A 13,474-nucleotide genomic window follows, 5' to 3' on the forward strand; every position below is an offset into this window, starting at 1 on the left:
TCTCACCTTGCTTTCAGAGGCACTTGGCCCTGCGGGCCCGGCCGGTTCCGGGAGTGAGGGACGCCCGCGTCATACGGGCCGGATCTCTCGGCCAAGTCGTCGGTCGCGCGCCGCCCTTGGACATGAGCGGGTGCCGGCCGGGGACTGCACGGGGCCGCCTCGGCGGCCTCGGCGAGCGAGCGCCGGGAGTCACTCCCCGGCCGGGGCACCATCAGGCTCCTGCGAGGACTCGGTGACCGCTCCCGCGAACAGCCAGCGAACCGCCTGCCCGAACAAGTCGTCCGGCACGCTGTCCGGATCGGTGCGCCGCTGAGTCACCAGCCCCTGGAAGAGGGCCAGGACGATGGTGGACATGCGGGCCGACGGAACCGTCAGGGACACCTCAGCTTCACTGACCCGGTGCTCGATGACCCTGGCGAGAGCCTCTCGGGTCTGCTCGGACTGTGCGGCCAGTACGTCCATGGCCTGCGGCTTGCGAATGGCGTACAACCAGAACTCGGCCTGCAGAGGGGCGAATTCACTGTCCTTGTCGGCGACTTCGGTCAGGAGACGACCGAGGGCCGCGGCCGGGTCGTCCGCGTCCGCCGCCTCACCATCGAGGATCTCCGCCGCCCGTACGACGCGGTCGTGGGCCCGCTCCGAGAGGAGGGCCACGAACAGTTCGTCCTTGTTCTTGAAGTTGGAGTAGACGGCCCCCACGGAGAAGCCGGCGGTCTCCGCGATCTCTTCCACTGACGCACCGGCGAAGCCCTTCCTCGCGAAGGTGCGTGCCGCCGCGTCGAGCAGGAGCGAACGGGTGCGCGCCTTGGCCTGTGCCCGGGTGAGGCGCTTGCGGGGCAGTGCATCAGTCACGTCTTCCACCGAATGGAAATTACTTGGATAGTGATCGCTATGTCAATACGGGCTCGCCCGCCGCGTCCGGCCGTAAGCCGCCCATCCGGCGGTGTGACGTGCGTGCGCAGACCCTGTGACGCGTCACAGTGCGGCGAGCAGTCGAGCCACCTCACAATCGAACAATGATCAACGGCACGCACTGCGACGAAGACCTCGCCCGGCATGACGAGCGGGACGTTCGCGACGCCGATCGCGGCTTCATCACGGCACTTCGACCGGGCGAGATCCGTGACGGCAACGGTCACCTGGTCTGGGACGCCGACGCCTACGGATTCCTGCATGAGGACTGTCCACCGACCGCGCATCCTTCACTGTGGCGGCAGTCCCGCCTCACCGCGCGACAGGGCCTGTACGAGGTGGTCGAAGGCATCTACCAGGTGCGCGGACTGGATCTGTCGAACATCACCTTCCTCGAAGGTGACCGGGGTGTCATCGTCGTCGACCCTCTCATCAGCGCGGAAGTGGCGGCAGCGGCTCTGGCGCTGTACCGCGGACACCGGGGCGACCGTCCCGTCTCGGCCGTGATCTACACCCACTCCCACGTCGACCACTTCGGAGGAGTGCGCGGCATCGTCGACGCCGCGGACGTGCGGGATCGCCACGTGCCCGTTCTCGCCCCCAGCGGCTTCCTCGAGCACGCCGCAGCCGAGAACGTCTTCGCCGGTGCCGCCATGGCCCGTCGCTCCTCCTACATGTACGGAACGGCCCTGCCCAAGGGGCCGGCCGGCCAGATCGGCTGCGGCGTAGGACAGACCACCTCTCTCGGCAGCGTGGGTCTGATCGCCCCTACGCTCGATGTGGTCCGCACCGGTCAGGAGGAGACCGTCGACGGGGTGCGGATCGTCTTCCAGCTCACTCCCGGGGCCGAGGCGCCGGCCGACATGAACTTCTTCCTCCCCGAGAAGGAGGCGCTGTGCATGGCGGACAACGTCTGCCACACCCTGCACAACGTGCTGACCCTGCGGGGCGCACTGGTGCGGGACCCCAGCGCCTGGGCCCGGTACCTCACCGAGACGCTGCGCCTCTTCGGCGCGGAGACGGAGGTGGTGTTCGCCTCGCACCACTGGCCGACCTGGGGCCGGGACCGAGCGTTCCGCCTGGTGGAGGAGCAGCGCGACGGCTACGCCTATCTGCACGACCAATGCGTCCGCATGATCAATTCCGGTAGGACCGGCGCGGAGATCGCCGAGGAACTGCGGTTCCCGCCCTCGCTGGAGGAGGCCCGGCACCTGCGCGGCTACTACGGCACCCTGAGCCACAACGCCAAGGCCGTGTACCAGAGGTACATGGGCTGGTTCGACGGCAATCCCGCCCACCTGTGGCAGCACCCACCCGCCCAGTCCGCCCGCCGTTACGTGTCTTTCATGGGTGGCGCGGACGCAGTAGTGGCGAAGGCCCGTCGTTCCCTCGCTGACGGGGATCTGCGGTGGGTGGCCGAAGTCCTGAGCCACGTCCTGCAGACGGAGCCCGACCACCCCGAAGGCCGCGCCCTGCAGGCGGAGTGCTTCGAGCGTCTCGGATACGGCAGCGAGTCCGCACCGTGGCGCAACTTCTTCCTGATGGGTGCTGCCGAACTGCGCGAGGGCGTCATTCCCACACCGGTACGCTCGGCGCCGGAGGTCGTGGCAGCACTGACCACGGAGCAGATCTTCCAGTCCATGGCCGTCAGGGTCGACGGACTCGAGGCGGCCCGTGCCGGCCGGCTGCTGCTGCGCTGGGAGTTCCCGGACATCAGCGAAGTCTGGACCTTGCTGCTCTCCAACGGGGCCCTCATCCCGATGCCGGGGGACGCTCCCCGCGGGGAGGCACCGCACGTGACGCTGCGCCTCGACCGCCCCACTCTGGACGCCGTACTGGCCGGCGACACGACGTTCCCGTCGGCGATCCGCGACGGCGCGGTGGACATCGACGGCGACGTGGACGTACTCGTCACGCTCCGCGGCCTGCTGGAGCCCCCGACCCGGGACTTTCCCATCGTCACCGCGCGTTCCTGAGCAGGAGCGAGGCCAGGGCGAGAGCGGAGTCCCGCGGTGAGGACAAGTCCAGCCCGGTCAAAGCCACGATCCGGTTGATCCGGTTGTCGACCGAGTTGGGATGCAGGTGGAGCAGCGCGGCCGTCGCGCGGCGGTCCTGGTGCTGTTCGAGATGGACGCGCAGCGTTTCCAGCAGCTCCGGCCGGTCGGCCATCGGCTCCAGCAAGGCCCTGATGCGTTCGCTGCTCTGGCTGGAACGACACACCAGGTGGTATTCGAGGAGCACGTCGTCCAGGTCGTGGAGCCCTGCCGGGCGGCCGCAGGCACGCGCGACCCTCACCACGTCGGACGTCAGCCCCGCGGCGCCGGGGATGTCCTCGGCGCCATCCGTGACGGCCACCGCGGCCCGTACCCGCGAACCCGCCGCACCGCGCAGTACGGTCATCAGGTCCCCGGGAACCGCGGCGAGACCCGGCACGATCACATGTCCGCCGTCCTCATCGAGCAGCGTCAGGACGTCCACGCCGCACAGGCGCTCCAGCGCGGCCTGCAGACGGCGGACCACCCGCCGGGCGCCCACCAGCGCATGACGGGCCCTCTCGCCCGCCGCGTCCGCAGCGGGCGGCAGTTGCACGCACACCACCAGCGCGGGCCCTTGCCACCGCTGCGGCACCGGGCGTCCGTCGAGCAATGCCCGGGCCAGCGACCGGCGCTCCTCGCGGCGTTCGGCGGCGAGCGCCGCCTGCTCGTCCAGGTAGGTCTCGGTCACGGCGCTGATCACGCGCTCCTGAGCGGCGAAGAGGTGCCCACCCAGTTCCGCCAGCGCGGCCTCCTCACCCGGCTCGGCGCTGCGGCGCAATGCCTCCCACAGAACCCGGGTGCCCCGCAGGTAGGTGCGCAGCAGCAGCTGAAGCGGCATCCCTTCCTCCGCTCGCTGAGCGGCACGTTCCTGGAAGAGCGTCACTGAGCCGTCCAACGCCGCGGCACGGCCCGGATTGTCGGCGACACGGCCGAGGAACACGCGCATGGCATGGCGAGCCGTGGCTGCGATCTCCACGTCCTTGACGTCATTCGGGAGTTCGGCGTAACCGCGCAGGCTCTCGAAGACGTCTCCGGACATCCGCCGGGCCAGCTCGTTCACCTGGTTCTCGCAGCGCGCGGCCAGGTCCCGAGCCGCCTGGGACAGCTCTGCCCCGCCATGGTCCGTGCCACCCGAATGAAGGCTCATGATCGCCCAGCAGCGCCTTTCCGGACTGTGACCGATCACAGTAGCCGACCCGGGCCGACCGAACACGGGTTCATGGCTACGGCTCTCTTGCTGCTGAGGCTTCCTGAATTTCTGCAGTGGCGCGGGACCGGTGCACCCGCTTGACGTCACAGGGCTTCAAGCGCTCGCCTTCGTCGTCGACGTTCTCGTACAAGTTGGGTGGCGGCGAGCCGGTTGAGGGCGTCGACGAGGCCGTGGGCGCGGGCGCAGGTGATGTCGTGCTCGTGACCCGGGCGGCGGCCACGGCGCAGAGCCAGTCGGCTCCGCGGCGAGAGACGCGTACTCCTCGTGGAGTGCGCCGGATCGCTATGCCTGGGCACCGGGCGTAGCGTGCGAAACACCGTCCGACGCTCTGAGGAGGTCGTGCCATGGAGACGCGTGTCGACGAGATCGCCGACGGTATCTACCGGATTTCGACGTTCTTCCCGGAAGTGGCCGAGCCCGCCGGATTCACCTTCAACCAGTTTCTGATCAAGGCGGAGGAGCCACTGCTCTTCCACACCGGGATGAAGCACCTGTTCCCCGCCGTCTCACAGGCCGTCGGGCGGGTGGTGCCCGTCGAACGGCTGCGGTGGATCGCCTTCGGGCACGTGGAGGCCGATGAATGCGGGGCCATGAACGATTTCCTGGGCGCGGCGCCGCACGCGGAGGTGGCGCACGGCCTGCTCGGCTGCCAGGTCTCCCTCAACGACCTCGCCGACCGGCCACCGCGTCCGATGGCACACGGGGAAGTGCTCGATCTGGGCGGCAAACAGGTTCGCCGTAGGGTCCGCCACCTCAACACGCCCCATGTGCCGCACGGCTGGGATGCCCGCGTCCTCTACGAGGAGACCACCGGCACCCTGCTCTGCGGCGATCTGTTCACACACGTCGGAAACGGGCCGGCGGTCACTGAGGAGGACCTGGTCGAACGCGCCCTCGACGCGGAGGCCGCGTTCCGGCAGACGTCCTGTCTCACCGCAGCCGTGACAACGCTGCGATCCCTCGCCGACCTCCAGCCACGTACGCTGGCGGTGATGCACGGCTCCTCGTACCAAGGCGACGGCGCCGCTGCACTGCACGCGCTTGCCGACGGTTTCGAACAACGGTTCAGTCCGGAGCCCCAGTTCGCCACTCAGCGCAGTGTCCTCGCCGGCGAGGACGCACCCGGATATGCACCGGGGGCGTGAGGCAGGGACGCCCACTGATCAGCAAACCCTGGCAATCGGCAAGTTGACGGAGCCGTGACGGTCACCTTGCCAGGGGAGAAGCCGCCGCTCGCCAGAGAAGTCCTCGCGGCAACGTATGGTTGCAGTGCGTGATAAGGCGTCGGATGACCTGACGTCAGATAAGGGTGAAGCCCTGGTAGGAAGAGCGAAGCTGCTGCGCGGGCACCGCGAGCGGCTCGGAACCCGCAAGGGCACCCGCACACTGGGCGTCTTCAGGCTGGCCGTGCTCGTGCTGCGCTGGTTCGTCGACGGCACCCGGCTGGCCCAGCTCGCCCAGGACAACGGCATCTCGCTGCCGACCGCCTACCGCTACCTGCACGAAGGGCTGACCGGTGCTCGCCCACCACGCGCCCGATCTGTCCACCGCACTGGAGCGGGCGGCCGCGGCGGGGTACACCCACCTCACCGCGGACCCCGCACCCCTGATCCTCAACGCCGCCGCAGCTCCCGAGGACTACGACACCGGCGACCACGTCAACCCCACCACCGACGCCCACCAGGCCATCACCGGCACCATCGACCTGGCCACCCTCGGCCCCGGCAACTGACCCTCACTCAGCGCGCAGACGGCGCCCCCGCGTACAGACCGCCACGCGAGGGCGCCGTCGCGTCCGCGCGGGCTGAGGGTGCCGGCCTCGGGGACAGTGCCCGATCAGAGCCTGGTGGCCAGCCAGACAGTCACGGCCGCGGTGGCGGCGAGCCCGAGGTTGAGCGTGATCCGGCGGTCTTCGCCGGTCAGGTGGACGGCGATCGCACCCATCTGCAGGAGTACGAAGCCGACGGCCGCGGCCGCTGACAGCGAGGGAGCGATGCCGGTCAGTGGCGGCAGGATCAGGCCGGTCGCGCCGAGTATCTCGACCGTCCCCAGCGCCCTGAGCACGGTCAGGGGCACGCGGTCGACCCAGGCCATCATCGGGCGGAGCTCATCGCGGCCGCGGAGCACTTTCAGCGTGCCTGAGTAGAGGTAGAAGAGAGCGAGCAGTCCGGCGAGTATCCAGTAGGCGATGTTCATCGTTCCCGTTCATGGGCCACCGCTTCGCAGGGCCCGTCGATTGCGTCAATGGCCAGTGAGCCGGATCCGGGCACCGGAAGGCGGGAGCGCCGCGACCTCGCCGGACCGGCTGGAGGCACCCGGCCGGCCGTGCCGTCCCGCCGGCTTCAGGCGAGGTCGGTTGCGGGCTCGGTCGCGTAGCGGCTCATCGCGTCGATGTTGGCCTGCGGCGTCAGCGGCCGGCCGCCGGCGAGTACGTCCTGGAGGTCGCGGAAGTACTGCACGTACAGGTCGGGCGTGAACGTGCTGAGCAGGACGGCGGGTTGGTCGGTCAGGTTGGCGAAGGTGTGCGGGGCGCCTGGCGGAACCATCACGAGCGTGCCCGCGGTGGCGTCGTAGTCCTCCTTCCCGACGGTGAACCGCACCGTGCCGGACAGGACGTAGAAACCTTCATCGTGTCGGGCGTGGCGGTGCTGCGGCGGCCCCTGGGTGTGCGGGGCGAGGACGGACTCCGCGATGGCGAGGCGGTGCCCGGTGTGGCTGCCGTCCTCCAGGACGCGCATGCGCGTGGTGCCCAGAACGATCATCTCACCGTCGCCGGGGCCCACCACCGATACGGCGGCGTCGGTCTGCGGCTCGCTGGTCCTTGCTTGTTCGCTCATGCTCACGAGTGCACCGCCGGGGCCCCGCCCGTGTCCAAGACCCATCCCGCAGCGCCGATACCTCGCGGGTATCGTTGCAGCGTGGAGCTACGGACCTTGCGCTACTTCGTGGCGGTCGCCGAGGAACTCCACTTCGGCCGGGCCGCCACCCGACTGCACATGAGTCAGCCGCCGCTGAGCCGGGCGATCAAGCAGTTGGAGGACGAGGTCGGGGCCGTGCTCTTCGCCCGCTCCCCTACCGGCGTCAGGCTCACCGCGGTGGGCACAGTGCTGCTCGACGAGGCGCGAGCCCTGCTCGACCACGCCGACCACGTCCGGGTACGGGTGAGCGCGGCGGCCGGCGTCGCCACTCTCACCGTGGGCATCCTGGGCGATGGAACCGACCCGGGAATGGCAAGGCTCGCCGCCGCCTACCGCCGGACCCACCCCGCCGTCGACATCCGCGTGCGCGACACGGACCTGACGGACCCGACGTGTGGGCTGCGGGCCCGGCTGGTCGACGTCGCCCTGACTCGGGCGCCGTTCGACGAGACTGCCCTGGCAGTGCGTGCGCTGCGAACCGATCCGGTGGGAGTGGTCCTGCGCGCCGACGATCCGCTTGCCCGACGCGGCCGGCTGCGGCTGGCCGAGCTGAGCGACCGCCGCTGGTTCCGGTTCCCGCAGGGCACGGATCCCGTCTGGCAGTCGTACTGGAACGGCGGCAGGCCGCGCGAGGGCCCCGTGGTGCGCGCCGTCCAGGAATGCCTGCAGGCCGTGCTGTGGAACGGCACGGTCGGCCTGGCCCCGCTCGGACACGACCTCCCTGCGGAGTTCGCCCTGGTACCGCTGATCGACATGGCGCCGAGCCGAGTGGTGGCGGTGTGGAACGAAGGCGACACCAACCCGTTGATCCGGTCCTTCATCAAGATCGCGACAGCCGCGTACCGCCGCTGAACACCGGCGGCCGGCGCTGCGCCGACCCGTGAACCATTCGAACGCTCCGGCCCTCGGGGCAGGCCGGGCCCTCCACCGATCCGGGAACGGTGCACGCTCGGCTGCGCTGCCGTTTGCCGACCACGACTGCGCACCTCACGGTGTGCACAGTCGTGGCGGCCGATCGCTCCAGGTACAGCGGATTGCTCGATGCGTCAGAACGCATACGTGGCAGTGACGCCCGCGCAGCCTCACATCCGGGACTTCAGCACGTCGACCTCGCAGCCCGGTGCGAAGGGGTCGAAGCCGTGCTCGATCAGCCGGCGGACTGCCAGCAGGCTTCGCAACGACCACCACGCGTGGACCACGTCGAGGTCCACGTCGGTGCCGTACCCGGCGATGACGTCGTGGAGGTGCTCCTCGTGGCCGAGCGTGAAGGTGGCGAGGTCGTACAGGGCATCACCACGGCCCGCTTCGGACCAGTCGATGATGCCGGTGACCTCGTCGCCGTCGAGGAAGACGTGTGCGATCTGCAGGTCGCCGTGGGTGAACGCCGGGGCCCACGGCCGCAGTGCGGCCTCGGCGACCTGGCAGTTGCGGGTGACCAGGTCGGCGGGCAGGACGCCGTTCGTCACGAGCAACGCGCACTCGTCGTCGAGTTCCGCCGCCAGCGCGGCGATGCTCCGGCCGGCCCGGCCGGGCCGGGGCGGCAGCGGCGCGTCGTGCAGCTTCCGGATGGCGGCGCCCGCCGCGGCCCATGCCGCCGGCGACCCGGTCGACGGGCCGCCGAGGCGCCCGAGCGCCGCCCCCGGAAGGGCCGCGATCGCGAGCACGGGCGGCTTGCGCCAGAGGACCTCCGGGGTCGGGACCGGCGCGAGGGACATCGCCTCGACCTCGGCGTCGATGCGTGCCTGATCGGCGTCCACCTTCACGAACACCTCGCCGACGCGCAGGGTCGCGCGCTCGGAGTGGGCGACGACGACTTCGACCTCATCCATGGCCGACCAGTATCCCGGGGCCGATCGCCGGCGTCGCAGGGTTTGTCACCTGCGACTACGCGACTGACTCCGTCCCCCCTACCGTGCCCGACGCCGGCCTGCGACCAGTCGAGCCCACCCATTGTGTTGAGGGTTACGAAAGGACGCGGCACCGTTTCTCCGCCTGTTCCGTGGCCTCCGTGACCTTCGTCCGTGAGCTCCGTGACCTCCGTGTCGCCCGGCCTCGTTCCGGCATCCAGGCGGCTGATCAGGCCGGGTGTCCGGCCCAACGCCGCCGCTGCCTGCAAGTGGTGCGTTCGGGGTTTGCGGCGCCTGGACTTTGACTGTACTGTCAAGTAAAGATTTGAGGGGAGAAGGGAGACTGGTCATGGACAGCCGGGTGGATGGCGTTGTCGCCAAGGAGTCCGTACGCCGCAGGTCGGCCTCCGACGAGAAGATCCTCGCGGCGGCGAAGGAGCTCTTCCTGGCCGACCGCTACGACGGAGTCACCCTGGAGCGGGTCGCCGAACGCGCCGGACTGTCGCGGCAGACCGTCTACAACCGCTTCGGGTCGAAGGAGGCGGTCTTCCGGGAGATGATCCGTCACCACTGGTCAGCGTTCGCCGACCCGGATCGACAGCCCACCAAGTGCGAGGAGGGCGCGAGCGCCGCGGAGGTCCTGCGCGGGTTCGCCCAGTCGCTCCAGCGCTTCGCCGCCGAGACGGACCAGATCCGTTTCGCCCGGCTCGTCGTGAGCGAATCGGGCCGTCTGCCGTGGATCGCGGACGAGTTCTACCGGCTGGGGAAAGGGCCGGTCGTGGCAGCGTTCGTCGCCAGTCTCGACGCTCTGGTCCGCAGCGGCCGCCTGCACTGCCCGGACACCTACCTCGCGGCGCGCCAATTCATGGGCCTCGTCCAGGAGTTCCTCGTCTGGCCGAGGGTCATGGCCTTCGAGGAGGAGACCGCCGTCCAGCCCGACGCGGAAGTGGTGATCGAGGAGGCCGTACTCAGTTTCCTGGCGCGCTACGCGCCCGCGTAGGACATTCAGGCGCAGCCTGCCCGACCCATTCGCCGCGCGACCACCGTGTCCGCACCCGAGCCGCCATCGCGCTCTCCGGAGGACCCACCGTGCCCGCACCCACCATCACACTCGGCGATGTCGACATCACACGCGTCATCGAATGGTCCGGCCCCATCCGCACCGCCCGCTTCCTCATCCCCGACAGCGACGAGGAAACCTGGCGGCGCAACCAGGACTGGCTGGCGCCCGACTTCTGGACGCCCGCGGACGACGCCTACCGCTGCCGCATCCAGACCTGGGTCCTGCGCAGCGAGGGAAGGACCATCCTGGTGGACACCGGTGTCGGCAACGACCGGGAGCGCCCGCAGGTCCCGCAGTTCGCCGGACTGCGGACCGACTTCCTCGCCCGGCTGCGCGAGGCCGGCGTCGAGCCCGAGGACGTCGACGTCGTGGTCAACACGCACATCCACTACGACCACGTCGGCTGGAACACCCAGTTGCACGACGGGCGATGGGTACCCACCTTCCCCAACGCCACGTATCTGATCCCCCGCGCCGACAACCTGTACTTCGACCCGGAGAACCCCCGCCGCAGCCGGATGCCGCGCGATGAACACGAGCGCCTGCGCTGGGAGGGCAGCAAGCTCGTGTTCAACGACAGCATCGCCCCCGTCCACCGAGCCGGACAGTCGGTGCTGTGGGAGGGCACCTACCGCATCGACGGCAACCTGCGCCTGGAGGCCGCACCGGGCCACACCCCCGGTTCCTCCGTCCTCACCCTCCGCTCGGGCGACGACCGCGCCGTCTTCGTCGGGGACATGCTGCACAGCCCCGTACAAGTCCTCGAACCCGACTGGAACAGCTGCTTCTGCGACGACCTCCAGCTCGCGGCCACGACCCGCCGCACCTATCTCTCCCGCGCTGCCGAGCTGCGCGAGCTCATCATCCCGGCCCACTGGCCGGGGCACGGGGCGGCCGAGGCCCGGCGAGACGGCGACGGCTTCGCGATCACCGCATGGGCCGCCTTTCCGCGCGACTGATCAACAGCTCCTGGGGCTACGGCGTCAGCACGATTCGGCCGAAGACCTCGCCCGCGTCCATCTTCTGGTGCGCGAGCACGGCTTGGTCCAGCGGCAGGTGTTCGTGCACCACCGCCTGGATCTCACCGCGGCCTGCGGCTGCGAAGTGCTCGGCGCGCGTGGCGTTCCGGTCGGCCGGCGTGACGGTGGCCGCGCTGAAGGTGGCGAAGGACAGCGACTTCTGGAACGCCGCCATCATGTGCGTGCCGAGGTTCGCCGGCGGCCGGCCCGCCACTGCGCCCACGACGACCATGCGGCCGTTGGGGTTGAGTCGGTCGAGGAAGGCGGGCAGGTGCTCGCCGGCGGCCACGTCGATGACGACGTCGTAGCCGGCGGGGGCGTCGCCGTCTGCGTTGCCGGAGCGGTCCAGTACGTGGGTCGCACCGAGCTTGCGCAGCCGCCGGCCCCGATCGGCCGAGGAGGTGGTGACCGCCACCGCGGCGGCGCTGCCGTGGGCCGCGAGCTGCACCGCCATGATCCCGATGCTGCCGGCCGCGCCGCGGATCAGGACCGTCTCCCCGGGTGCGAAATGGGCGTGGGCGAGTCCGAAGTGGGCCACCACGCCGGCACTGCCGAGCGTCACCGCGTCGGCGGCGGACAGGTCCGCGGGCAGCGGAACGACCTCGGTGACCGGCACGATGGCCTGTTCGACGTAGCCTCCGCCGGTACCGGTGGCCCCCCACACCCGCCGCCCTGTCCACGAGGCATCGACACCGTCGCCGACCGCGATGACGGTGCCCGCCACCTCACCGCCGGGAATGTGGCCCTCAGTGAAGCCGTAGGCGGACATGGCCCCGCTCCGGATCGCGGCGTCGACACCGCCGACGCCTGTCGCCTCAGTCGCGATGAGCACCTCCCCGGCGGCGGGAACCGGGGCGGGAAGGTCGATGACCGCGAGGCCTTCGGGACGTCCGAACTCTCGGATCGAAACTGCCTTCAATGTGGTCTCCGTCTCCATGGTCTCGGGTCGGCCGGCGGCCGGGCGCCGCGCGCCGTGGCGGCCGGGCGCCGCGCGCGCCGTGGCAGCCTCGCCGCCGGAGCGAAGGGGCTCGGCGCCGTGTAGCCGGGTCCGGTCCTGCCGGCGCGCCGTCCGGCCCGGGCGTGAGGTCCGCCCGTTCCGCGACGGTATCCGGACGCCCCCGTCCGGCTGCCTAAAGTGAGAGTCGTGACGACTCGTTTGCCTCACGCCCTGCGCTCCGACGCGGCGGACAACCGCGCGCGCATCCTCGACGCGGCCCGCGCGGCGTTCTCCGCGGAGGGACTCAGCGTGCCGATGCGAGAGATCGCGCGGCGGGCGGGGGTGGGGCCCGCCACCGTGTACCGCCACTTCCCGGCCAAGCAGGCGCTGGTCACCGAAGCCTTCGCGGACCAGATGCGCGCATGCCGCGCCATCGTCGACCAGGGGTGCGCCGACCCCGATCCCTGGCGCGGCCTCTGCCTGGTCATCGAGGGGATCTGCGAGCTGCACGCGCGGGACCGGGGCTTCACCGAAGCGTTCATGTCGACTTTCCCGGACGCGAGGGAGATCACCGCGGGCCGCGCACACACGGTGAAGGCGGTCACGGAACTGGCCCGTCGCGCCAAGGAAACCGGTCAGCTGCGTCCTGACTTCCTGGTCCCGGACGATCTCCTGCTCATGCTCATGGCGAATCAGGGGATCCGCGCCGCCACAGCCGCCGGTCAGGTAGCGGCATCCAGGCGTTTCGCGGGCTTCGTGATCCAGATGATCCAGGCCTCCCCCCAGCGCCCTCCGCTACCACCCGCGGCGTAGCCGGCGTCCGATACCGTCGGACACCATCCGCGTGGGCGGCGGCACGGCCAGGGGATCCGCTGCCGCCCTGACCACCTTCCGGACCTGCCCGCACCCTTCTCGGTCACGCTGCGTCGCGGCGGATGCCCTCGAGCAGAAGCGTGACGTGCCTGCGCCAGTCGGTGGTGCCGGTCATGTTGGCCATGGCGCCGCGGGTGATGAGGACGAAGTCCCGGGCTTGGAAGTCCTCACGAAGGTGACCGGAGTCGACAGCGCGCCGCATGATGCGTTCGGTGATCGCCGAGAAGTCCGTCTTCTCGGCGGCGATGTCGTTCCAGCGCGGCTCCTGCGGGCCGAGGAGCGCGAAGCGGAACGCCGCGTCGCCCTCGACGGATTCCAGATAGCCGTAGAGCAGCGTCTCGAACGCAGCCCAGGGGTCCTCGCTGGCGTCGGCGGCGCGGGCGAGCGTGGTCATCTCCTCGAACCGGCGGCCGATGATCGCGGCGAGCAGCGCCTGCTTGTCGGCGAAGTGCCGGTAGAGGGTGCCGACGCCCAGTCCGGCGCGCTCGGCGATCTCGTCCATCTGCACGGCGTCCCCTCGCCGGGCGAACAGGTCGCCGGCGGCGTCGAGGACGGCTTCGCGGTTGCGCCGGGCGTCGGCACGCAGCGGGCGTTCGGGAGCGGTCATGACCACCGACTCTAGTTGACGGCGCACGGAAGGCACCCCTACATTCGGAACC

At 70.4% G+C, this 13,474-nt stretch carries 13 protein-coding genes and 1 pseudogene; 7 read left to right on the plus strand and 7 right to left on the minus strand.

The genetic code is table 11. The features are described 5' to 3' along the window. Positions 1–189: 189 nt before the first annotated feature. On the minus strand, positions 190–852 hold the full coding sequence (locus ACJ9NR_RS00575) for a TetR/AcrR family transcriptional regulator (protein WP_412490391.1): 663 nt from the start codon (positions 850–852) through the stop codon (positions 190–192). 164 nt (positions 853–1,016) lie between these two features. On the opposite strand from ACJ9NR_RS00575, the gene ACJ9NR_RS00580 reads away from it, so the two are divergent. Continuing rightward, the gene (locus ACJ9NR_RS00580; protein ID WP_412490390.1) at positions 1,017–2,888 is read left to right on the plus strand and encodes an alkyl/aryl-sulfatase; all 1,872 of its coding nucleotides are present in this window, start codon (positions 1,017–1,019) and stop codon (positions 2,886–2,888) included. On the opposite strand, the gene ACJ9NR_RS00585 is transcribed toward ACJ9NR_RS00580, so the two are convergent. Further along, the gene (locus tag ACJ9NR_RS00585; RefSeq protein WP_412490389.1) at positions 2,872–4,095 is read right to left on the minus strand and encodes a PucR family transcriptional regulator; all 1,224 of its coding nucleotides are present in this window, start codon (positions 4,093–4,095) and stop codon (positions 2,872–2,874) included. The genes ACJ9NR_RS00580 and ACJ9NR_RS00585 overlap by 17 nt on opposite strands. Before the next feature lie 407 nt (positions 4,096–4,502). Here ACJ9NR_RS00585 and ACJ9NR_RS00590 point away from each other — a divergent pair, with 407 nt between their 5' ends. Further along, complete coding sequence (locus ACJ9NR_RS00590) at positions 4,503–5,303, plus strand: oxygen-binding di-iron domain-containing protein (protein WP_412490388.1); 801 nt, start codon at positions 4,503–4,505, stop codon at positions 5,301–5,303. 115 nt (positions 5,304–5,418) lie between these two features. Then, positions 5,419–5,791, plus strand: a pseudogene (locus ACJ9NR_RS00595) (hypothetical protein); the annotation flags it as partial. A gap of 203 nt (positions 5,792–5,994) precedes the next feature. Here the strand turns inward: ACJ9NR_RS00595 and ACJ9NR_RS00600 are convergent. Further along, positions 5,995–6,354: a DoxX family protein gene (locus ACJ9NR_RS00600; RefSeq protein WP_412490387.1), complete on the minus strand. Its 360-nt coding sequence runs from the start codon at positions 6,352–6,354 to the stop codon at positions 5,995–5,997. A 146-nt stretch (positions 6,355–6,500) separates the two neighbouring features. Continuing rightward, positions 6,501–6,995: a cupin domain-containing protein gene (locus tag ACJ9NR_RS00605; RefSeq protein WP_412490386.1), complete on the minus strand. Its 495-nt coding sequence runs from the start codon at positions 6,993–6,995 to the stop codon at positions 6,501–6,503. Between the two features lie 81 nt (positions 6,996–7,076). Here ACJ9NR_RS00605 and ACJ9NR_RS00610 point away from each other — a divergent pair, with 81 nt between their 5' ends. Continuing rightward, the gene (locus ACJ9NR_RS00610) at positions 7,077–7,928 is read left to right on the plus strand and encodes a LysR family transcriptional regulator (protein ID WP_412490385.1); all 852 of its coding nucleotides are present in this window, start codon (positions 7,077–7,079) and stop codon (positions 7,926–7,928) included. Between the two features lie 230 nt (positions 7,929–8,158). Here ACJ9NR_RS00610 and ACJ9NR_RS00615 read toward each other — a convergent pair whose 3' ends face one another. Beyond that, complete coding sequence (locus ACJ9NR_RS00615) at positions 8,159–8,905, minus strand: phosphotransferase family protein (RefSeq protein WP_412490384.1); 747 nt, start codon at positions 8,903–8,905, stop codon at positions 8,159–8,161. A gap of 367 nt (positions 8,906–9,272) precedes the next feature. Between ACJ9NR_RS00615 and ACJ9NR_RS00620 the strand changes: the two genes are divergently transcribed. Next, complete coding sequence (locus ACJ9NR_RS00620) at positions 9,273–9,923, plus strand: TetR/AcrR family transcriptional regulator (protein ID WP_412490383.1); 651 nt, start codon at positions 9,273–9,275, stop codon at positions 9,921–9,923. A gap of 89 nt (positions 9,924–10,012) precedes the next feature. Further along, entirely contained in the window at positions 10,013–10,945 is a 933-nt protein-coding gene (locus ACJ9NR_RS00625) for an MBL fold metallo-hydrolase (RefSeq protein WP_412490382.1), read from the plus strand. Positions 10,946–10,961: 16 nt separating this feature from the next. Here the strand turns inward: ACJ9NR_RS00625 and ACJ9NR_RS00630 are convergent, their stop codons facing one another. Beyond that, positions 10,962–11,924 carry a zinc-binding dehydrogenase gene (locus tag ACJ9NR_RS00630; protein WP_412490381.1) on the minus strand — a complete coding sequence of 321 codons (963 nt, stop codon included), beginning with the start codon at positions 11,922–11,924 and terminating at the stop codon, positions 10,962–10,964. A 225-nt stretch (positions 11,925–12,149) separates the two neighbouring features. Between ACJ9NR_RS00630 and ACJ9NR_RS00635 the strand changes: the two genes are divergently transcribed. Beyond that, on the plus strand, positions 12,150–12,755 hold the full coding sequence (locus ACJ9NR_RS00635) for a TetR/AcrR family transcriptional regulator (protein ID WP_412490380.1): 606 nt from the start codon (positions 12,150–12,152) through the stop codon (positions 12,753–12,755). A 103-nt stretch (positions 12,756–12,858) separates the two neighbouring features. Here ACJ9NR_RS00635 and ACJ9NR_RS00640 read toward each other — a convergent pair whose 3' ends face one another. Further along, the gene (locus ACJ9NR_RS00640; RefSeq protein WP_412490379.1) at positions 12,859–13,422 is read right to left on the minus strand and encodes a TetR/AcrR family transcriptional regulator; all 564 of its coding nucleotides are present in this window, start codon (positions 13,420–13,422) and stop codon (positions 12,859–12,861) included. Between the last annotated feature and the right edge of the window lie 52 nt (positions 13,423–13,474).

This window comes from Streptomyces sediminimaris, from assembly GCF_047049295.1.
Classification (GTDB): domain Bacteria; phylum Actinomycetota; class Actinomycetes; order Streptomycetales; family Streptomycetaceae; genus Streptomyces; species Streptomyces sediminimaris.

Coding starts and splice junctions, on each gene's coding strand:
- ACJ9NR_RS00580 (WP_412490390.1), top strand. CDS start 1,017: ATGATCAACGGCACGCACTGCGACGAAGACCTCGCCCGGCATGACGAG.
- ACJ9NR_RS00585 (WP_412490389.1), bottom strand. CDS start 4,095: ATGAGCCTTCATTCGGGTGGCACGGACCATGGCGGGGCAGAGCTGTCC.
- ACJ9NR_RS00590 (WP_412490388.1), top strand. CDS start 4,503: ATGGAGACGCGTGTCGACGAGATCGCCGACGGTATCTACCGGATTTCG.
- ACJ9NR_RS00600 (WP_412490387.1), bottom strand. CDS start 6,354: ATGAACATCGCCTACTGGATACTCGCCGGACTGCTCGCTCTCTTCTAC.
- ACJ9NR_RS00605 (WP_412490386.1), bottom strand. CDS start 6,995: ATGAGCGAACAAGCAAGGACCAGCGAGCCGCAGACCGACGCCGCCGTA.
- ACJ9NR_RS00615 (WP_412490384.1), bottom strand. CDS start 8,905: ATGGATGAGGTCGAAGTCGTCGTCGCCCACTCCGAGCGCGCGACCCTG.
- ACJ9NR_RS00620 (WP_412490383.1), top strand. CDS start 9,273: ATGGACAGCCGGGTGGATGGCGTTGTCGCCAAGGAGTCCGTACGCCGC.
- ACJ9NR_RS00640 (WP_412490379.1), bottom strand. CDS start 13,422: ATGACCGCTCCCGAACGCCCGCTGCGTGCCGACGCCCGGCGCAACCGC.